This is a genomic window from Bradyrhizobium neotropicale (genome assembly GCF_001641695.1).
Lineage (GTDB): Bacteria > Pseudomonadota > Alphaproteobacteria > Rhizobiales > Xanthobacteraceae > Bradyrhizobium > Bradyrhizobium neotropicale.
Genome location: NZ_LSEF01000037.1, coordinates 295765 through 314078 on the forward strand (window position 1 = coordinate 295765; position 18314 = coordinate 314078).

At 63.7% G+C, this 18314-nt stretch carries 20 protein-coding genes and 1 pseudogene; 7 read left to right on the plus strand and 14 right to left on the minus strand.

Annotated elements, in window-relative coordinates:
- The 3 genes from sseA to AXW67_RS11980 form a co-directional block, all read right to left on the minus strand.
- On the minus strand, positions 1 to 830 hold an 830-nt coding region (gene sseA / locus AXW67_RS11970; RefSeq protein ID WP_063678060.1), incomplete at its 3' end, for a 3-mercaptopyruvate sulfurtransferase.
- A gap of 167 nt (positions 831 to 997) precedes the next feature.
- Positions 998 to 1411, minus strand: a complete 414-nt coding sequence (locus tag AXW67_RS11975; protein WP_027556808.1) for a rhodanese-like domain-containing protein — start codon at positions 1409 to 1411, stop codon at positions 998 to 1000.
- A gap of 153 nt (positions 1412 to 1564) precedes the next feature.
- Positions 1565 to 2740, minus strand: coding sequence for a vWA domain-containing protein (locus AXW67_RS11980; RefSeq protein WP_027556807.1), 1176 nt, complete (start codon positions 2738 to 2740; stop codon positions 1565 to 1567).
- A 123-nt stretch (positions 2741 to 2863) separates the two neighbouring features.
- On the opposite strand from AXW67_RS11980, the gene AXW67_RS11985 reads away from it, so the two are divergent.
- The 3 genes and pseudogenes from AXW67_RS11985 to AXW67_RS11995 form a co-directional block, all read left to right on the plus strand.
- On the plus strand, positions 2864 to 3109 hold the full coding sequence (locus AXW67_RS11985; RefSeq protein WP_027556806.1) for a GlsB/YeaQ/YmgE family stress response membrane protein: 246 nt from the start codon (positions 2864 to 2866) through the stop codon (positions 3107 to 3109).
- Between the two features lie 109 nt (positions 3110 to 3218).
- Complete coding sequence (locus tag AXW67_RS11990; protein ID WP_027556805.1) at positions 3219 to 4061, plus strand: AAA family ATPase; 843 nt, start codon at positions 3219 to 3221, stop codon at positions 4059 to 4061.
- Positions 4062 to 4167: 106 nt separating this feature from the next.
- Positions 4168 to 4356: pseudogene (locus AXW67_RS11995) on the plus strand (AAA family ATPase); the annotation flags it as partial.
- A 94-nt stretch (positions 4357 to 4450) separates the two neighbouring features.
- Here AXW67_RS11995 and AXW67_RS12000 read toward each other — a convergent pair.
- The 5 genes from AXW67_RS12000 to AXW67_RS12020 form a co-directional block, all read right to left on the minus strand.
- Positions 4451 to 5005 (minus strand): REP-associated tyrosine transposase, encoded by a 555-nt coding sequence (locus tag AXW67_RS12000; RefSeq protein WP_063678029.1) that lies wholly within the window; start codon positions 5003 to 5005, stop codon positions 4451 to 4453.
- Between the two features lie 174 nt (positions 5006 to 5179).
- Positions 5180 to 6826 carry a GMC family oxidoreductase gene (locus AXW67_RS12005; protein WP_063678030.1) on the minus strand — a complete coding sequence of 549 codons (1647 nt, stop codon included), beginning with the start codon at positions 6824 to 6826 and terminating at the stop codon, positions 5180 to 5182.
- A 19-nt stretch (positions 6827 to 6845) separates the two neighbouring features.
- Positions 6846 to 7439, minus strand: coding sequence for a GNAT family N-acetyltransferase (locus tag AXW67_RS12010; RefSeq protein ID WP_063678031.1), 594 nt, complete (start codon positions 7437 to 7439; stop codon positions 6846 to 6848).
- 196 nt (positions 7440 to 7635) lie between these two features.
- Positions 7636 to 8562, minus strand: coding sequence for an SMP-30/gluconolactonase/LRE family protein (locus AXW67_RS12015; RefSeq protein WP_063678032.1), 927 nt, complete (start codon positions 8560 to 8562; stop codon positions 7636 to 7638).
- A gap of 140 nt (positions 8563 to 8702) precedes the next feature.
- Positions 8703 to 9536, minus strand: a complete 834-nt coding sequence (locus AXW67_RS12020) for an AraC family transcriptional regulator (RefSeq protein ID WP_063678033.1) — start codon at positions 9534 to 9536, stop codon at positions 8703 to 8705.
- Positions 9537 to 9720: 184 nt separating this feature from the next.
- Here AXW67_RS12020 and AXW67_RS12025 point away from each other — a divergent pair, with 184 nt between their 5' ends.
- The gene (locus AXW67_RS12025; RefSeq protein WP_063678034.1) at positions 9721 to 10824 is read left to right on the plus strand and encodes a mandelate racemase/muconate lactonizing enzyme family protein; all 1104 of its coding nucleotides are present in this window, start codon (positions 9721 to 9723) and stop codon (positions 10822 to 10824) included.
- A 16-nt stretch (positions 10825 to 10840) separates the two neighbouring features.
- On the opposite strand, the gene AXW67_RS12030 is transcribed toward AXW67_RS12025, so the two are convergent.
- Complete coding sequence (locus tag AXW67_RS12030) at positions 10841 to 11230, minus strand: hypothetical protein (RefSeq protein ID WP_027556799.1); 390 nt, start codon at positions 11228 to 11230, stop codon at positions 10841 to 10843.
- A gap of 184 nt (positions 11231 to 11414) precedes the next feature.
- Here AXW67_RS12030 and AXW67_RS12035 point away from each other — a divergent pair, with 184 nt between their 5' ends.
- Positions 11415 to 11633, plus strand: a complete 219-nt coding sequence (locus tag AXW67_RS12035) for a hypothetical protein (RefSeq protein WP_027556798.1) — start codon at positions 11415 to 11417, stop codon at positions 11631 to 11633.
- A gap of 311 nt (positions 11634 to 11944) precedes the next feature.
- Here the strand turns inward: AXW67_RS12035 and AXW67_RS12040 are convergent, their stop codons facing one another.
- Positions 11945 to 12601, minus strand: coding sequence for a glutathione S-transferase family protein (locus AXW67_RS12040; RefSeq protein WP_027556797.1), 657 nt, complete (start codon positions 12599 to 12601; stop codon positions 11945 to 11947).
- Between the two features lie 173 nt (positions 12602 to 12774).
- Between AXW67_RS12040 and AXW67_RS12045 the strand changes: the two genes are divergently transcribed.
- Positions 12775 to 13998 (plus strand): polyhydroxyalkanoate depolymerase, encoded by a 1224-nt coding sequence (locus AXW67_RS12045; protein ID WP_145927560.1) that lies wholly within the window; start codon positions 12775 to 12777, stop codon positions 13996 to 13998.
- A gap of 35 nt (positions 13999 to 14033) precedes the next feature.
- Here AXW67_RS12045 and AXW67_RS12050 read toward each other — a convergent pair whose 3' ends face one another.
- The 4 genes from AXW67_RS12050 to AXW67_RS12065 are packed head-to-tail and all read right to left on the minus strand — an operon-like array spanning position 14034 to position 17983.
- Complete coding sequence (locus AXW67_RS12050; protein WP_063678035.1) at positions 14034 to 14810, minus strand: anti-sigma factor family protein; 777 nt, start codon at positions 14808 to 14810, stop codon at positions 14034 to 14036.
- Positions 14807 to 15337 (minus strand): RNA polymerase sigma factor, encoded by a 531-nt coding sequence (locus AXW67_RS12055; protein WP_063678036.1) that lies wholly within the window; start codon positions 15335 to 15337, stop codon positions 14807 to 14809. The genes AXW67_RS12050 and AXW67_RS12055 overlap by 4 nt, the downstream gene beginning before the upstream one ends.
- Positions 15338 to 15377: 40 nt before the next feature.
- A complete protein-coding gene (locus AXW67_RS12060) occupies positions 15378 to 16832 on the minus strand; it encodes a YncE family protein (protein WP_063678037.1) in 1455 nt (484 codons plus the stop codon).
- Between the two features lie 20 nt (positions 16833 to 16852).
- Positions 16853 to 17983: an IS630 family transposase gene (locus tag AXW67_RS12065; protein ID WP_063675747.1), complete on the minus strand. Its 1131-nt coding sequence runs from the start codon at positions 17981 to 17983 to the stop codon at positions 16853 to 16855.
- Positions 17984 to 18021: 38 nt separating this feature from the next.
- Here AXW67_RS12065 and AXW67_RS12070 point away from each other — a divergent pair, with 38 nt between their 5' ends.
- A complete protein-coding gene (locus tag AXW67_RS12070) occupies positions 18022 to 18303 on the plus strand; it encodes a LexA family protein (RefSeq protein WP_063675745.1) in 282 nt (93 codons plus the stop codon).
- Positions 18304 to 18314 lie beyond the last annotated feature (11 nt).

An 18314-nucleotide genomic window follows, 5' to 3' on the forward strand; every position in this document is an offset into this window, starting at 1 on the left:
CCGCTCTCCTGGCCCCACTCCGACCACGAGCCGTCATAGAGCGCAGTCTCGGTGATGCCGAGCCGGTAGAGCGCGAGCGTCAGCACGCCGGCCGACACGCCGGAGCCGCAGCTTGTCACGATCGGCGCATCGAGCTTGACGCCGGCGCCGGAGAAGGCGGCGCGCAGATCATCGAGCGGCTTCATCTCGCCGGTCGCGGCATTGAACAGGCCGGCATAGGGCACGTTGCGGGCGCCGGGGATGTGGCCGGAGCGAATGCCCGGCCGCGGCTCGGCCGCGCGCCCCTCGAAGCGCTCGGCCGGACGCGCATCGATCACCTGCTCGGCACGGCTTTCGACGTTGGCGACCAGCTGCTGCATGCTGCGCACGCGCTTCGGATCGTAGCTCGCCTTGAACGTCGCAGGCTTCGGCTTCACCTCGCCGCTCTCGACCGGACGCCCCTCGGCCCGCCACGTCTTCAGCCCACCGTTGAGAATGCGCACGTTGTTGTGGCCATAGGACAGGAACATCCACCACGCGCGCGGCGCCGCGACCCAGCCGCCGGCATCGTAGATCACCACCGTGTCGGCATTGCAGATGCCGAGATTGCCGACATCGCGGCCGAACTGCTCGGCGGTCGGAAACATGTGCGGCAGCGGGTTGGAATGGTCCGACACCGCATCGACGTCGAAGAACACCGCGCCCGGAAGATGCGCGGCGAGATAGTCGTCTTTCGGCAGCGGCAGCACGCCCGGCAGCTTGAAGGTGGCGTCGAGCACCTTCACATTGGCGTCGCCAATGTGGGCGGCGAGCCATTCGGTCGAGACGAGGGGATCGGCGGGGGTGGTCATCAATGCATTTCCTTTTCGTCATTCCGGGGCGCGACGAAGTCCCGAACCCGGAATCCATTCACCCACAAACTCTGCTGCCCGATGGATTCTCAGATGCGCAATTGCGCATCAAAGCTCGCGCTACGCGCGCCCCGGAATGACGGGAGGAGAGAGCGAGGCGGTATCTCTCAGCCCTTCTTCTTCGGCTCCCACGCCTCCGTCGGACCGCCTGCGTCGCGCCAGGCGGCGTAGCCGCCGGCGATGTGGGCGACGGGTTTCAAGCCCATGTCCTGTGCAGTCTTGGCGGCGAGCGCGGAGCGCAAACCGCCGGCGCAGTGGAAGACGAACTTCTTGTCCTCCTGGAAGATCGGCTTGGCGTACGGGCTCTGCGGATCGATCCAGAACTCGAGCATGCCGCGCGTGCAAGCGAACGCGCCTGGGATGCGGCCGTCGCGCTCGATCTCGCGGGGATCGCGAATGTCGACGATGACGACGTCGCCGTTCTTGGAGATCTCGATGGCGTCCTTGGCTGCGAGCGTCTCGATCTCGGCATTGGCCTCGTCGATCAGCGCCTTGATGCCGCGGGTGATGGTCTGGGGCATGTGCTTCTCCCTCGTTTCTCTCTCGTCATTCCGGGGCGAGCAGCATCGAACCCGGAATCCATTTCTCCACCAACGCCAAGGCCAGATGGATTCTCAGATGCGCAATTGCGCATCAAAGCTCGCGCTACGCGCGCCCCAGAATGACAGCGGATGCTAGTGCGTCAACTCCTTCATCGCCCCCTCAAGCCCCTCGATCGTGATCGGGAACATGCGGTTGGCGAAGATGCGGCGGATGATGGTGGTGGATTCCGAATAGTCCCAGTGCTTCTGCTGCACCGGATTGAGCCAGACCGCATGCGGATAGGTGCGGATAATGCGGTCGAGCCAGACCGAGCCCGGCTCCTCGTTGACGTGCTCGACCGAGCCGCCCGGCACCATGATCTCGTAAGGGCTCATCGAGGCGTCGCCGACGAACACGACCTTGTAGTCGTGCGGATATTTGTGCAGTACGTCCCAGGTCGGCGTGCGGTCGGTGAAGCGGCGCTTGTTCTGCTTCCACACGCCTTCATAGAGGCAGTTGTGGAAGTAGAAATACTCCATGTGCTTGAACTCGCTCTTCGCCGCCGAGAACAGCTCCTCGACCTGCTCGATATGCGAATCCATCGAGCCGCCGATATCGAAGAACACCAGCAGCTTGACCGCGTTGCGCCGCTCGGGGCGCATGACGACGTCGAGATAGCCGTGATTGGCGGTCTCGCGGATCGTATTGTCGAGATCGAGCTCGTCCGGCGCGCCGGTGCGCGCGAATTTGCGCAGGCGCCGCAGCGCCACCTTGATGTTGCGGATGCCGAGCTCGACATTGCCGTCGAGATCCTTGAACTCGCGCTTGTCCCACACCTTCACCGCACGGTTGTTGCGGTTCTTCTCCTGGCCGATGCGGACGCCTTCGGGATTATAGCCATAGGCGCCGAACGGCGAGGTGCCGGCAGTGCCGATCCACTTGCTGCCGCCCTGGTGGCGGCCCTTCTGCTCCTCGAGGCGCTTCTTCAGGGTCTCCATGAGCTTGTCCCAGCCCATGGCCTCGATCTGCTTCTTCTCTTCCTCGGTGAGGTATTTTTCCGCGAGCTTCTTCAGCCACTCCTCGGGGATCTCCGCCTTCTCCATGGCGTCGAGCAGGCTTTCCAGCCCCTTGAACACCGAGCCGAAGACGCGATCGAACTTGTCGAGGTTGCGCTCGTCCTTCACCAGCGCCGAGCGCGACAGGTAGTAGAAGTTCTCGACCGTATAGTCCGCGAGGTCGGCGTCGAGCGCCTCCATCAGCGTGAGGTATTCGCGCAGCGTCACAGGGACCTGCGCATCGCGCAATGAGGTGAAGAATTGCAGGAACATGAGTGACAGATTGCCCGTCGGGTGGCTTCCGTCAAGGGGCGCCGGCCGCCTCTCGAAGCTGGACCGGGACGCTTTTTGCTCTAGAATTGGGCCGCTTGAGGCTTGGTTTTGGGGATCTTTGTCATGGGAATCATCGCAGCGCTGATCATCGGCGCGATCGCCGGCTGGCTCGCCGGCAAAATTGTCCACGGGGCGGGATTTGGCCTCATCGGCAACATCGTGGTCGGCATCATCGGCGCGCTGGTCGCGAGCTGGATCCTGCCGCAGCTCCACATCGAGCTCGCCAGCGGCACGTTCGGCGCCATCGTGGACGCCACGATCGGCGCGGTGATTGTGCTGGTCATCCTTTCGCTGATAAAACGGGTCTGAAAGCTTGACCGAACCTTCGAACGGCCGCTTCGAGCGGCCGTTCCTATGTCTGGCCGAGGCCAACCCTGACGGACTTGGCCTCGCGCCGACGACCAACTAAGGACGCGCAATGAAATTTACCGGCACCAAGGACTATGTTGCGACCGACGATCTCAAGGTCGCCGTCAACGCCTCGATCGTGCTGGAGCGGCCGCTCCTCGTGAAGGGCGAGCCCGGCACCGGCAAGACGGTGCTGGCCGAGGAAGTGGCGAAGGCGCTGAACGCGCCGCTGCTCACCTGGCACATCAAGTCCACCACCAAGGCGCAGCAGGGCCTTTACGAGTACGACGCGGTCTCGCGCCTGCGCGACAGCCAGCTCGGCGATGCCCGCGTCTCTGACATCAAGAACTACATCAAGCGCGGCAAGCTGTGGGACGCCTTCACCGCCGAGCAGCGCCCGGTGCTCTTGATCGACGAGATCGACAAGGCCGACATCGAGTTTCCGAACGACCTCCTGCTCGAGCTCGACCGCATGGAATTCCATGTCTACGAGACCGGCGAGACGATCAAGGCGAAGCAGCGCCCGATCATGATGATCACCTCCAACAACGAGAAGGAGCTGCCGGACGCCTTCCTGCGCCGCTGCTTCTTCCACTACATCAAATTCCCCGACGCCGAGACCATGGGCCGGATCGTCGACGTCCACTTCCCCGGCATCAAGAAGCGCCTCGTCGAGGAAGCGCTGCGCATCTTCTTCGAGGTGCGCGAAGTGCCCGGCCTGAAGAAGAAGCCCTCGACCTCCGAGCTGCTCGACTGGCTGAAGCTGCTGCTCAACGAAGACATGAGCGTCGAACAGCTCCGCGAGCGCGACCCGCGCAAACTGATCCCGCCGCTGCACGGCGCCCTGCTCAAGAACGAGCAGGACGTGCACCTGTTCGAGCGGCTGGCGTTCCTGAGCCGGCGGGAAGTGTAAGACGGCTCCTCGTAGGATGGGTAGAGCGAAGCGAAACCCATCAAGCCCTGTCCGAGGGCAACAACGGTGATGGGTTTCGCTGCGCTCTAGCCATCCTACGAACTGAAGAAGAAGGCCGTCCACATCCGAACTGCTCGACTGGCTGAAGCTGCTGCTCAACGAAGACATGAGCGTCGAACAGCTCCGCGAGCGCGACCCGCGCAAGCTGATCCCGCCGCTGCACGGCGCCCTGCTCAAGAACGAGCAGGACGTGCATCTGTTCGAGCGGCTGGCGTTCCTGAGCCGGCGGGAAGTGGTAGGTTCACGTGTAGGATGGGTAGAGCGCAGCGAAACCCATCGTGCTTCAGCGAGCGAGACACGATGATGGGTTTCGCTGCGCTCTACCCATCCTACGAACTGCGGCTCCAGTTCCGCTCTCCAAATTTGGAGTCATCGAACCTAGAAATATCCCCCGCCCAATCTGTTGGGTAGATGCCGAGTTCCACGTGGCGGTGGAATGATGACGGCGCCCAATCGCAGACTCGACTGACCAATCCGTGCTTCACGGGATTGATGTGCACATAGTCGACATGCCGGGCAAAGTCCTCCTCGTCCCGGATGGTGTGCTCCCAATAGCGACGCTGCCAAATCCCGCGCTCCGCTCGGGCGGCACGGCTAGCCGAGATTGACTCATCGGATGAGAGATTGCGGGAGAAGGCGGATTTGATCTGTCGCCAGCGTGTTGCGAAATCGGCGTCGCTGCCCGGCATCGTCCAGACGGTGTGGAGATGGTCAGGGAGCACCACGATCGCATCGATCGTGAACGGGTGTCGGTGGCGTATCTCGCGAAAAGCCGCGCGCAATAGATCGATATTCGCCGTCAGAAGCGATTGCCGGCGGTCGGCCAGATTGACGGTGAAGAAGAGGCTTCCGCCAGGGACGAAGTTGCGCCGATAGGACGTCATGCCTCAGACCATAGCACAACTCTTAATAATTGGTCGCGACGGACTTCAACCAAAATTGCAAGACCTGTAGCAAGGCCTGTAGGATGGGTAGAGCGCAGCGAAATCCATCATCTTGCCGCGCTCGCTGAAGCGCGATGGGTTTCGCTTCGCTCTACCCATCCTACGAAAGCGCCCTCACGCCACCGCCGCTTCCGGAATCCGCGCGGCTTCCATCGGCTGCTTGCCGCGGATCAGGTCCGAGGCGCGGTCGGCGATCATCATGGTCGATGCATTGAGGTTCGCCGAGATCATGCGCGGCATGACGGAGGCATCGATCACGCGCAAGCCTTCGAGGCCGTGGACGCGGAGCTGGTCGTCGACGACCGCCCAGGTGGAATCCGCCGGACCCATGCGGCAGGTGCAGCCGGGGTGGAAGGTGGTGGTGCCGCGCTCGGTCGCAGCGTGCAGGAATTCGTCGTCCGTGTTGACGTTGGGGCCGGGGAAATCCTCGTAGGCGTAGTAGGGCGACAGCGGCGCGGACTTCAAAAGGCGGCGCGCGAGCTTCATGCCGCCGACGATGACGCGGCGGTCGAGCTCGGCGTCGAGATAGTTGGTCTGGATGATCGGCGGCGCAAACGGATCAGCCGAGCGGATGCGCACATAGCCACGGCTCTCGGGGCGCTGCTGCCAGGAGGCAACCGTCATGCCGGGCTCGTCCTCGAGCTGGCCCTGTACGCCTTCCTTGTAGGACGCGGGCGTGAAGGTGAGTTGGAGATCGGAGCTCTCCGCGCTCTCGCCGGAATGCCAGAAGCAATAGACCATGGTCGGCGACAACGAGAGCAGGCCCCGGCGCGCAGTCGCCCATTTCAGAGCCTCGATCCAGAGCGAGAAGCCGCGGCGGAGCTCATTGATGGTCTTGATGTCCTTCACCCGCGCCACGGTGCGCGGAGCGTAATGGTCCTGAAGGCCTTCGCCGACCTGTAGCGCGTGACGCACGGCGATGCCGTGGGCTTGCAACAAATCGGGCGAGCCGACGCCTGAGAGCTGAAGCAGCTGCGGCGAATTATAGGTGCCCCCGGAGAGGATCACTTCCTTGTTGGCGCGCACCTCGACCGGCGTGCCGCCGCGGCCGCCCTTCGTGTAGCGCACGCCGACCGCCCGCTTGCCCTCGAAGATGATCTCGGTCGCATGCGCATGCGTATGCACATGCACGTTCGGCCGCTTCATCGCGGGCTTGAGGAACGCAGTCGAACCGGAGACGCGCAGGCCGTTGTTGATGGTGCGCTGGCAGTAGGAGACGCCTTCCTGCGTCTTGCCGTTGTAATCGGGATTGCGGGGAATGCCGAGCGAGACCGCGCCTTCCATGAAGGCTTCGCAGAGCGGATCGCGCCAGTCCATGGTCGTGACGATGAGATTGCCGTCGCGGCCGCGATAGGTGTCCTCGCCCTCGCCGACACGCTTCTCCAGCCGCTTGAAGTAAGGCAGCACGTCGGCATAGCCCCAGCCGCGATTGCCCATCTGCGCCCAGGTGTCGAAATCCATGCGCTGGCCGCGGTTGTAGATGTGGCCATTGATCGAGGACGAGCCGCCGAGCGTCTTGCCGCGCGGCGCATAGATGCTGCGCCCACCGGTCCAGGGCCCCGGCTCCTGCTGGTAGGCCCAGTTGATGCTCTTCATGTGAAAGGTCTTGATGAAGCCCGCCGGCAGATGGATGTAGGGATGCCAGTCGCTGGGCCCGGCCTCGAGCACGCAGACGCTGGTTGCGGGATCTTCGCTCAGCCGGCTGGCGAGCACGCAGCCGGCAGAGCCCGCGCCGACGATGACATAATCAAATCTATCCATGGTATCCGCCAGAAGCCGCTCAGCGCGGCTTGTCGTTGAGTTGATAATTCAAATGCGCCTTCACCGTCGGCCATTCCGCGGCGGTGATGCTGTAAACCACGGTGTCGCGCAGCGTGCCGTTGGGCGCGACCTGATGGCTGCGCAGGATGCCGTCCTGCTTCGCGCCCAGACGCTCGATCGCGCGGCGGCTCTGTTGATTGAAGAAGTGCGTGCGGAACTCGACCGCGATGCAGTTCAACGTCTCGAAGGCATGGGCGAGCAGCAGCAGCTTGCACTGCGTATTGAGTGGCCCGCGCTGCGCGCTCTTGCCATACCAGGTCGAGCCGATCTCGACGCGGCGATTGGTGGCATCGATGTTCATGTAGGTCGTCATGCCGACGATGTTGCCGGCGGCATCGAACACCGTGAACGGCAGCATCGAGCCCGCGGCCTGAAGGCCGAGGCGGCGATCGATCTCCTTGCCCATGTTCTCCGGCAGGGGAATTGCGGTGTACCAGAGCTTTGAGAGCTCGCCGTCCTTCACGGCCTCCACCAGCCCCTCGCGATGCTGATGCGACAGCGGCTCGAGACGGGCATGCTGTCCGCGCAGGGTGATGGGATCGGGCCAGGGCATTCTAGATATCTCCATACGTCAGCACGAGTGAAGCAGGCCGGACTGCCAGCCCCTCATCCTGAGGAGCGCGGAACGCGCGTCTCGAAGGATGAAGGCCCGGCCGGTGGCCTCGCCCTTCGAGACGCGCGCCAAGGGCGCGCTCCTCAGGGTGAGGGTCTGCAATTTTGCTTCGCCTTGTCCGCAATGACGACTTGTCTCACTTGTTCAAAAAGTTCAACGGCAAACCACCGCGCGGCCAGTCCATGGCGATCAGTTCGCCCTTGCCCGACAGCGTGATGTAGGCGGTCTTCAGCTCGGGGCCGCCGAAGGCGATGTTGGTGGTGACGCGGTCGCCGGTCGGCACTTGCTCGACCAGCGCGCCGTCGGGCGCGATCACCGAGATGCAGCCGGAGACGAGGGTCGCCACGCAGACATTACCGTTTGCCTCCACCGCAAGCGAGTCGAACATCTGATAGCCGCCAAGGCCGCAGATCGGCTTGCCGCGCTCGCCGCGGTAGATCGCGTCGCGCGGCTTGAGCGTGCCGGGCGCGGAGAGCTCGTAGGCCCAGAGCCGCCCCGTGGGCGTCTCCGCTATGTAGACGGTGTTCTCGTCCGGCGACAGGCCGATGCCGTTCGCCGGCAGCACCCCGTGCACGACCTCGACGATCTCCTTCATGCCGGGCTTGAGGTAATACATGCCACCGACGTCCATCTCGCGGGCGCGGCGCTTGCCGAGATCGGAGAACCACAGGCCGCCCTGCTTGTCGAAGACGAGATCGTTCGGGCCGCGCAGATCGTGCTCGCCGCACTTGGTGACGACGGTCTCGACCTTGCCGGATTGCAGGTCGACGCACTGGATCGAGCCGCCGAGATAGTCGTCGGGCTGCGGGCCCGGCATGATCGTGGTCCGGGTCGGGATCCAGGAGAAGCCGCCATTGTTGCAGACGTAGATCTTGCCGTCGGGCCCGAGCGCCGCACCGTTCGGACCGCCCGGAATCCTGGCGACGATCTCCTTGCGGCCGTCAGGATGGACGCGCGTCAGGCGCTGGCCGCGGATTTCCACGAGCACGACCGAGCCGTCCGGCATCACGACCGGCCCTTCGGGAAACTCGAGGTCGGTGGCGAGAACGCGGACGTTGGACATTCTGGGACCCTCCCGGCTGCTTGTTATGGCTTGCACGGGATGTCCGGCACCGGGCCCCGCAGGCAAGCTTTGCCTACGGTTATGACAAAGTCACTGAGCCTTGCCAAGCAAGCGGGCAGGAATGCCAGCCTTGCGCGGTCCTACTCCTTCACCGGCACCCAGATCTCGAAGCCGCCATTGCCGGTTGCGGGATCGAACCTCTCATCGTAGCGCTCGAAGTTCGGCGCGTCGGCGGCCTTGAGGCCCGAGGCAGGCAGCCACTGATTCCAGATCGTATTGACGGTGCGGCGGATCGAGGCGACGTGCTCGGTGTGGGTGAACACCGCGTAGCGCTGCTCGGGAATGCGGATGCGGCCGAAGCGCCGCGGCAGGTCGGAGAAATCGGCGACCTCGACGCCGGCGATGTAGTCGAAATTGCCGGCATCGTCGCCATTGCAGCAGACACCGTAGGCCACATTTCCGATGCGCGCTGGAATATCGGCGACCTCCTGGTGGAAGCGCTGCCACAGGCTGGGGATGATCGCGCCGTTGTCGCAAGAGATGCGCTCGGCGGGACCGGCGACGAGGAACGCCTTGGTGGTTTCGAAACGCGGCGGTGCGAGATTGTCGAGCATGGTTGAATCCATGAGGATCGGCTCCTGAAGCTTGAGGTGGTTGATGCACGTTGCCGCCCTCACCGCTTCGGGGGTCTCACCGAAATGGTCGCGGAACGCGCGGGTGAATGCTTCGTGCGAGCCGTAGTCGGCCTCCAGCGCCAGCGACAGGATATCGGGGGCGCCTTTGGCAAGGAGACGCGCGGCCTCCGTCAGCCGCCGCGCGCGCACATAGCGCATCACCGGAAGCCCGGTTGCTGCGGCAAACGCACGCACCATGTGGAACCGCGACACGCCGCCGATCGCAGCGATCTCGTCGAGCGTCACCGGCTCGGCAAGATGGCTCTCGATATACCAGAGCGCGCGCTGGGCAGGGTTCATGACGTTTGGGCTCTCGTTCGAAGCGTGGCCATGATGCGCGCAATGCCGCCCGCTTCGCTTGATCGGCGTTGCTGTCCTTTAAGAAGGATAACGCCGGAACAGCCACTGGCAACGTCCGGGCGTTCATGGCTACACTCAAGACTTTCCGGAGAACCGCTCACGAGAAAGCAGGAGGAACCGCGTCATGAAGATCACCGATGTGCGGGTGCACCATATCCGCATCCCCTATGACGCCGGTGTCGCGAGCTTTCGCCAAGGCGCCTCCGCGATCACGGCGCTCGACATGGTGATCCTCGAGGTCACGACTGATGCCGGGCTGACCGGCTGGGGCGATGCCTTCGCCTATGTCTGCCCCCGCACCACGCGCAGTGCCGTCGAGGAGATGATCGCGCCGCAGGCCCGCGGGCTCGAGGTTCCCGATGCGGCCGGCATTCCCGCGGTCATGGAACAGATCCAGCGCAACCTGCATCTGTTCGGCCGCTACGGCATCACCATGTTCGCGATCTCCGGGCTCGATATCGCGCTGTGGGATCTTGCTGCGAAGATCAAGGGGGTGCCGGTGCATCGCCTGCTCGGAGCGGTCAGGCGCACGGCCATTCCCGCCTATGCGAGCCTGCTACGGATCGGCTCACCCGACAACATCGCCGCCGAATGCAGGAAGGCGCTCGCACTCGGCTATGGCGCCATCAAGCTGCACGAGACCACGGCGCCTGCGGTGTTTGCCGCGCGCGAGGCGATTGGCCCCGGCATTCCCCTGATGGTCGACATGAACTGCCCGCTCAGCGGCGAGCAGGCGATCGCGTTCGCGAAGACGTGTCAGGATGCGCAGCCAATGTTTCTGGAGGAGCCGGTCTGGCCGCCGGAAGATTTTGCCACGCTCGCCGACGTCCGCAGCAACGGCGGGCTCGGCGTCGCCGCCGGCGAGAATGCCTGCACGGAATATCAATTCCGTCAGATGATGACGGCGGGCGCGGTGAGCCACGCCCAGCCGTCGGTGATCAAGGTTGGCGGCATCACGGAATTTCTGAAAGTCGCGGCACTGGCCGACCAATTCGGCGTCAAGATCGTCCCGCATTCCCCGTATTTCGCACCGGGCCTGCTGGCGACACTGCATCTGCTGGCGCTGCGCGACGACGGGCTTGTCGAGATGTTCTACCTGAAGCGCGAGGCATGCCTGTGGGATGGCCGCGCCGATGTCGATGCTACCGGCCATGTCGCAGTGCCGACGGGTCCGGGGCTCGGCTTTGAACCCGATCGTGGCGTGATGGAGCGATATCGCGTCACATGATCGCAAGTCCTCGCGCCTATTTCGTCGCGTCCTTATTTCCTTCCTTGGCCGCCGGCGACGCGTCCTTCGCAGGCGGCGCATCCTGCTTCTTCTTGACGTCCTCCGCCAGCTTCGCCTGTGCGGCCTGGAGATCGCCGAGCGTTTTCTGCAAGCCGGCGACGGTGGTCTTCAGCGCGTCGATCTGGCGGTTGGCAGCGTCCAGCTTCTGCTGATGATCGAGGGTGAGCTTGGTGATCGTCTTCTGCAGGAAGTCGACATTGCTCTGCAGGCAGCTCGTGCGCCGCTCCATGGTCTTCTCGACCGTGCAGATCTCGATGCCCGGCACGTCCTGCGCGCGGACCTGCGCAGGCGCCAGCGTTGCGAGCGGCAACATCACGAAACAAATGGCAGCACTCCTGCACAGCATGCGGGTTCCCTATTAAATCGATCACAGCAATTTGCGCAGCTTGCGCCCTGTGCACTGAAGCTACCACACTGACACCGCATTCTCGCGTTGAGCTTGCTGCGTTCCCTTGGGCGGGGAGCAATGATCCGCATGCGGGGAGACGTGGATGGTTTCTTCGCGGCTTTCTTTAGGGGAGATTTTTGGAATGGCAACTCGCGAAAGACGTTTGGCGGAATTCGACGGCGCCGGAGAACCACCGCCCGGCATGCCGCTCGAAGTACTCTGCGAGGATCATAGCGGAACGTATAAATTGCCGTTCGCATGCCGTTACGTCGAGGGTCGCTGGCGCAACGACGAAGCGGGAATCGCGGTGGAAGCAACCGTCATCGGCTGGCGCCTGCCGCGCGTGAAGCAGACCGCCTGACGCCCACTGTCTCAAAATGCAACGGCGCCGCGCGCCGCCTTAACCTTCGGAACGCGGCCTGAACGAATCACGTCCGAATCAGCCGAGCGGCTCTGTACGCGCCTGTTCACGGCTAGATGTCGACAACCTCCTGCGCGCGCGTACCATATCTGCGCGACGCGCGCGCAGGCGTAAGCCGCGGCTCGCTAACAAAAGTTAATCGCTTCAGCTAATGGCACCCCCCGGGGCGAAGTGTCGCCGCGGGCCGGCGCGCGCCGGGAGTTTGGCCGCTGCCCCCGCCCCTGAAACGAGCAGGATCCCGCGAGGCCTGCCTAATATTCGACCTCGAGCTCCTCGATCTCGGCCGGCTCCTCCCGGGCCGCGGCGATCCATTCCTGCATCTCCGCCATCGTCATGATCGTGTCGGCATAGGCCTTCAGCCGCGGCTCGAGCTTGACGTCATAGGTGACGAAGCGCGTCACCACCGGCGCATACATCGCATCCGCCATGGTGCGCGTCTCGCCGAACAGGAACGGGCCGCCCGACTTCTCCAGGCAGTCCCGCCAGATGAACCAGACCCGGTCGATGTCGGCCTGCGCGCGCGACCAGATCTTGAAGCCGGGAAAATGCCCTTTCAGATTGACCGGCAGCGAAGCGCGCAGCGTGGTGAAGCCGGAATGGATTTCGCCGCAGATCGAGCGGCAATGGGCGCGCTGGATGCGGTCCGCCGGCAATAGCCCGGCATCTGGCCTGAGTTCGTTGAGATATTCGGCGATCGCCAGCGTATCCCAGATCGTGGCGCCCTCGTGCCGCAGACACGGCACCAGGATCGACGACGACAGCAGCAGGATTTCGGCGCGCGCGGAGGGATCGTCGGGCGCGGTCACGATCTCCTCGAAATCGAGCCCGGAGAACTTCGCCAGCAGCCAGCCACGCAGCGACCAGGACGAGTAGTTCTTGCTGCTGATGGTCAGTGTCGCCTTCGCCATATGGCCCGTCCTCGCGCCTGAATTCCTGACCCCGCCATCCCGTTCTGCGCGGTGCCCGCACTTTGTGCTTCCCCGTATTCCACAGCAAGCGACATGCCAGTTTTCAGGGCGAATTGACTCGAATCTGGCGTCGATATTGCATAGCCGCCTGGGGTCAGGGTGGGCGTTTCAGTATGATGTCGATGTACTATCAGGCCTTTCAGAACCACATGGATCTGACGGCGCCATGGCGAGCGGGGGCCTCTTCCGCGCTCAGATATCTCAACCTGGTACCGCAGGGCAGGTCCGACCAGATCGTCGGCCGGCTCGCCGCGGCGCTGGAGCTGATCTCGCGCTCCACCCTCACCTATGACCGTCCCGCCTATGGCATCGATCGGGTCATAGTAGGCAATCGCGAGGTCGCCGTCACCGAGGAGATCGCCTACGCCACGCCGTTCGGCTCGCTGCTGCATTTCAAGAAGCACGATGTGCCCGAGCAGCCGCGCATGCTGCTGGTGGCGCCGATGTCCGGACACTTCGCGACGCTCTTGCGCGGCACCGTGAAGACGCTGCTCCAGGACCACGACGTCTACATCACCGACTGGCACAATCCGCGCGACATTCCGCGCAGCGAAGGCCGCTTCGGGCTCGACGACTACACCGATCATCTCATCGATTTCCTCGGACAGCTTGGTCCGCGCCCGCACATGGTCGCGATCTGCCAACCGTCGGTCTCGGCGCTCGCGGCCGCGGCGATCATGTGCGAGGACGACCACCCGTCCCGGCCGGCAACGCTGACGCTGATGGCTGGACCGATCGATACGCGCGTAGCGCCGACCAAGGTCAACGAGTTCGCCAAGAGCAAGCCGATCACCTGGTTCGAGCGCAACCTGATCAACTACGTGCCGGTGCAGTGCCGCGGCGCGCTGCGAAAGGTCTACCCGGGCTTCGTGCAGCTCACCGCCTTCGTCTCGATGAATCTCGAGCGCCACATCAAGCAGCACCTCGATCTCGCCAACCACATCGCCAAGGGCGAGAAGGACAAGGCCGAAACCATCAAGACCTTCTACGACGAGTATTTCGCGGTGATGGACCTGCCCGCCGAGTTCTATATCGAGACCGTGCGCGACGTGTTCCAGGAGCACCTGTTGCCGCTGGGCAAGCTGATGCATCGCGGCCGCGTGGTGAGCCCCCGGGCGATCAGCCGCATGGGGCTGATGACGGTCGAGGGCGAGAAGGACGACATCTGCTCGATCGGCCAGACTCTCGCGGCGCAAGACCTCTGCACCGGCGTGCGCGCCTATCGCCGCGTCCACCACATGCAGGCCGGCGTCGGCCATTACGGCGTGTTTTCCGGCAAACGCTGGAACAACGAGATCTATCCGCTGTTGCGGGATTTCGTGCACGTCAATGCGTGAGGCGCGCGCTGGCGCGCCGTCCGCGATCGCAGCGTTCAGATCGGACGGGACTGCCTGCGAACCTCGTCCGCGACGGGCCTCAACGATTGAGGAGCGGCGCGGCCCATCAGACTGTATCCCAGCCCGTCTTCGGCCCATGCGAAGCCTCCGACGTCGCCCTGCGATTGAGGCGTCATGGGCGCGTTCTGGTCCGCGCTGCTCATCGCCCGGATCAGCACGACGATCCGGCTGCCACGGTCGTCGTCATACATGAACATGGCGGCCGGACCGTGCGGGCTGGCGACAATGCGCCCTCCCATCAGCCGATAGCCTGACATGGTCAGATCCGGCGCCTTCACCGGTCGGTGCAGCCGTTCGGAGACCCACTGCACGAGTTCGGCGCTGTCGGAAGCACGAACCTCGACGGGCCGGACGCGATCCGGCGCGTAAACGCTATAGGAGGCCGCCGCCTCCTGACCGAGCGCGGCCAGTCCGCCCGGCGATGCCTGCAACGCACCATGCATGGACCAGCCACCGATGCCGCCGATGCTCAACAGCACCAGCGCCGCCGCAGCCCAACGGACGAAGGAGGGCTGTCGAGCCCGCCGCTGCTCGATGATGCGCGACAAATTGAGCGCCGCCGGCAACGGCTCCTCGGCGACAGGCGCGATCGCCGCGCGCAACAGCTCGCGCTGGCCAGTGAAGGCGGCGACGCGCTTGGCGACATCCGGATGATCGTTCAGATAAGCGGCGACCTCGGCTTGCCGCTCCGGCTCAAGGACCCGATCCACATAGCCATGGAGATCATCTTCCGTGATCGGACGATGGCTCATTCTCTTGCGCTCCGGATTGACACGATATTGCTTGCTTCGCCGTTCGAGGGACCCTCGAGCTCCTGCTGCAGCCTTTCGCGCGCGCGGGACAGCCGCGACATCACCGTGCCCACGGGAATGTCGAGCACTTTGGCGGCATCCGCATAGGACAGGTCCTCGACGGCGATAAGCAGCAGCACCGCCTGCTGGTCCTTGGGAAGCTTCGCGAGCTTGTTCATGACATCACGATACATCAGCTTCTGGTCCTGTGCGGCGGCCACGCTGAAATCGTCCTCATTGCTCTCGTCGATCGGAACGTGGCTGCCGCGCGCCGCCGATTGGCGAAACTGATTGATGGCGAGGTTGTGCAGTATCGTGAACAGCCAGGCGCGGACGCTGCCATCGCGCCGCTGGTGCCAGCGGCTGACCGCACGCTCCAGGCAATCCTGGACCAGATCGTCGGCGGCCGCACGTTCGCGAACGAGCGAGCGCGCGTAGCGGCGGAGCGCGGGGATCAGCGGCTCGACCTGAACCAGCATGTCCTGCATCGCGTGCTCCGCCTGCTGTCCGCAGTCGCTCGCATGAACGTCACCGGGCCTCGACCTGCACCGGTTCGCCCGGCTTCGCCGATTCGCCTGACGCAATAACCAGGTAGCGCTTGTCCGTCTTTGACGTCTGGTCGACGATCTGCCGGATCGGGCCTACGGCATTGACGATAGCAGATCCGGCCGGATTGGTCATGAAGGCAGCCAGCGGCTGCAACGGACCGCTGCCATCTTCATGCCTGGCGAGCGCCAGCACATATTTCTGCTTGGGCTCAAGCCCCGTGACCGAAGCCTGGAGGATCTGGATCAGGCCCTGATCGAACAGCGACACGCTGGTCGGCGCCTTGCCGCCCTTTGCTCTCGCCTTCGGCGCCAGCGTGAGGTGCGCGACCTGGCCCGCGATACCGAGGGTCTGCAGGTTCTGGCGGTCATCGGGATTGGGCGCGGCATTCGGCACATAGGCGATCGCCTGCGGCGCCTGGCCGATCGGCACATTGGCGATCACCTTGTTGGTCGCGGTATCGATCGCGGCCAGCGCATCGGCGTTCTCCAGTCCGACATAGACACGCGTGCCATCGCCCGAAGGCCATACGCCGTGCGGAAGATTGCCGACCGGGATGGTTGCGACCTGCGAGAAGTCATCCGTGCGGAACACCTTCACCTCGTTCAGCCCGCCCACCGTGACATAGGCGAACGTTCCCTTGGCCGTATGGGCGAAATTCACGTGATTGGTGATCGGCCCGGTGTCGATCGTCTTGATCAGATCGAACGGCGGCCTGGCGTTGAACACCTGAGTCTTGCCGATGTCCTTGAGCGTGAACCACACTTGGTCGCCTTCCGGCGTGGCCGCGATGTTCGGGCAGAACGGACTTTCCTGCTTCACCGTGGCGACGATCTTGTGCTCGGCCACCGAGACGACGTCGGTCTCCGGATTGAAGGACGAGCAGATGTAGCCGTACTTGCCGTCCGGCGAGAATATCTGCATGCCCGGGCCATTCGGCGTCGTGATCCGGGTCTTCTCCTCGAAGCTTTCGGAATCCAGCACGGAGATGTAATTCTCGCCGCGTACGGTGACCCACACCTCCTTGCCGGCGGGAGTGAAGAACGCCTCATGCGGCGAGCGGCCGATATAGGTCACGTGCTTGACGGCATTGGTCGCCGTGTCGATGAAGGTCACCGAATTCGAGCCGATCGAAACCACGGCGAGCGTACGGTGATCGGGCGAATAGCCCATGCCATGGACGAGCACCTGGCCCTTGTAGAGCGGACTGAAATTGCCGGGCTGCGGATCGCCCAGTCTGATCACGCCAAGCAGCCTGTTGTCGACGGGATCCGTCACCGAAACCGTATTGGAGAACTGCTCAGCTGCATAGACGCGGTCATGATGGCTGATCGGGACATCGGGCGATTCAAGCGCGCCGGGCGCTTGTCCTGCCCATGCTGTACCGCTGGTCGCCAGCATTGTGGCCGCCAGGAAAAATGTCTTCCAGGTCTTCATGTTTGGCTCCTAGTGGTTCATCACAGTGGTTTTGACTCTTTGGCGGCAACTGGATAGGCGCGACCGAGTTTGGCGCGGGCTTTGTCGGTTGTGAACATCCATTTGATGCGGTCTCGCGCCTTGTTTCGCTGCCGTTGCCATGCTGCGATTTCTTTTCGAAGCCTTTTGGGATCGTCGATGCGACGGCCGAGACACTGGCGCTGCAGCACGCTGATCTCGCACTCGACCATATTGAGCCAGCTGGCGTGTTTCGGGGTGTAGTGGAACTCGAGGCGGCGCAGGATGCGACGGGCCTCGGCAGGCGCAAATGCCTGATATAGCGCGCCGGCCGTATGAATCGACAGATTGTCCTGCACCACACGGATGCAGGCGGCATTGGGATAGTGGACGTCGACGAGTTCGCGCATGCAGTGCGCGTAGTCGACCGCGGCGCGGTGGTCTGTAACCTTGACATTGCGCCAGCCGCGATGCGGATCGAAGGTGACGAAGAGATTGACGGTACCGTTGCGGCGATATTCGTAATCGTAGCGCTCGCGCTGTCCCGGTTGGGCAGGGATCGGCTGGCGTACCTCGCCGATCAGCTGGACTGGGGTCTCGTCGAAGCAAACCAGGGGCCGCTCGGGATCCGGCGCCTCGGCGTAGAGATCGAGCACATCCTCCATCCGGGCGACGTATTCGCCGTCGACATGAGGAATGCACCACATATCCCGGCGCCACGGCTTGAGGTCGTTGTCGGCCAGCCGGCGGCGCACGGTCTCGCCCGACAGGCTGGCGTGATCGGTGAGCTTGACCATCGCGTCGGCCAGCAATGTCAGCGTCCAGCGTTTGCGGCCGGCGGGCGGCTTGGCGCATGCCGTCGCCACCAGCAGGGCCTCTTCCTTGCCTGTCAGCTTGCGTTCCGCGCCCGGACGCGGCTCCTCACTCAAGGCCCGCTCCAGATTGCCTTCTACGAAACGGCGTTTGGTCCGGCCGACGGTGGAAAGGCTGACCCGGACGGTTCGGGCAATCTCCGCGTCGCAGCTGCCTGAATCGGCCGCCAGCACAATCTGAGCCCGTTTGAGTTTGCGGGCGGAATGCGTGCCGCCGCCGAGCATTGCCGTCAGTTCGTCCCGCTCGGCTTGGCTCAATTCGACCCGATAACGTACATTCATGCTTCGCCTCCTTGTCGGAGGCCGGGACGAATCCAGCTATGAGTCAAAAATCAGGCGCGCACTTCACCGAGAAGCAGGGACACTATCTCGCTTTCATCCATACCTACTCGTACATGTTCGGACAGCCGCCCGCCGAGGCCGACATCCAGCGGCATTTCCGCGTCAGCCCGCCGTCAGTCCACCAGATGATCCTCACCCTCGAACGCAACGGGTTCATTCGTCGCCAGCCCGGCGTCGCTCGAAGCATCGAGATCCTCTTGCCACCCGAAAAGTTGCCTATCCTCGGATGGCTCGGTATCAAAACGTCAAAATCACTGTGATGAACCACTAG

Coding starts and splice junctions, on each gene's coding strand:
- AXW67_RS11975 (WP_027556808.1), bottom strand. CDS start 1,411: ATGCCCCAGACCATCACCCGCGGCATCAAGGCGCTGATCGACGAGGCC.
- AXW67_RS11980 (WP_027556807.1), bottom strand. CDS start 2,740: ATGTTCCTGCAATTCTTCACCTCATTGCGCGATGCGCAGGTCCCTGTG.
- AXW67_RS11985 (WP_027556806.1), top strand. CDS start 2,864: ATGGGAATCATCGCAGCGCTGATCATCGGCGCGATCGCCGGCTGGCTC.
- AXW67_RS11990 (WP_027556805.1), top strand. CDS start 3,219: ATGAAATTTACCGGCACCAAGGACTATGTTGCGACCGACGATCTCAAG.
- AXW67_RS12000 (WP_063678029.1), bottom strand. CDS start 5,005: ATGACGTCCTATCGGCGCAACTTCGTCCCTGGCGGAAGCCTCTTCTTC.
- AXW67_RS12005 (WP_063678030.1), bottom strand. CDS start 6,826: ATGGATAGATTTGATTATGTCATCGTCGGCGCGGGCTCTGCCGGCTGC.
- AXW67_RS12010 (WP_063678031.1), bottom strand. CDS start 7,439: ATGCCCTGGCCCGATCCCATCACCCTGCGCGGACAGCATGCCCGTCTC.
- AXW67_RS12015 (WP_063678032.1), bottom strand. CDS start 8,562: ATGTCCAACGTCCGCGTTCTCGCCACCGACCTCGAGTTTCCCGAAGGG.
- AXW67_RS12020 (WP_063678033.1), bottom strand. CDS start 9,536: ATGAACCCTGCCCAGCGCGCGCTCTGGTATATCGAGAGCCATCTTGCC.
- AXW67_RS12025 (WP_063678034.1), top strand. CDS start 9,721: ATGAAGATCACCGATGTGCGGGTGCACCATATCCGCATCCCCTATGAC.
- AXW67_RS12030 (WP_027556799.1), bottom strand. CDS start 11,230: ATGCTGTGCAGGAGTGCTGCCATTTGTTTCGTGATGTTGCCGCTCGCA.
- AXW67_RS12035 (WP_027556798.1), top strand. CDS start 11,415: ATGGCAACTCGCGAAAGACGTTTGGCGGAATTCGACGGCGCCGGAGAA.
- AXW67_RS12040 (WP_027556797.1), bottom strand. CDS start 12,601: ATGGCGAAGGCGACACTGACCATCAGCAGCAAGAACTACTCGTCCTGG.
- AXW67_RS12045 (WP_145927560.1), top strand. CDS start 12,775: ATGATGTCGATGTACTATCAGGCCTTTCAGAACCACATGGATCTGACG.
- AXW67_RS12050 (WP_063678035.1), bottom strand. CDS start 14,810: ATGAGCCATCGTCCGATCACGGAAGATGATCTCCATGGCTATGTGGAT.
- AXW67_RS12055 (WP_063678036.1), bottom strand. CDS start 15,337: ATGCAGGACATGCTGGTTCAGGTCGAGCCGCTGATCCCCGCGCTCCGC.
- AXW67_RS12060 (WP_063678037.1), bottom strand. CDS start 16,832: ATGAAGACCTGGAAGACATTTTTCCTGGCGGCCACAATGCTGGCGACC.
- AXW67_RS12065 (WP_063675747.1), bottom strand. CDS start 17,983: ATGAATGTACGTTATCGGGTCGAATTGAGCCAAGCCGAGCGGGACGAA.
- AXW67_RS12070 (WP_063675745.1), top strand. CDS start 18,022: ATGAGTCAAAAATCAGGCGCGCACTTCACCGAGAAGCAGGGACACTAT.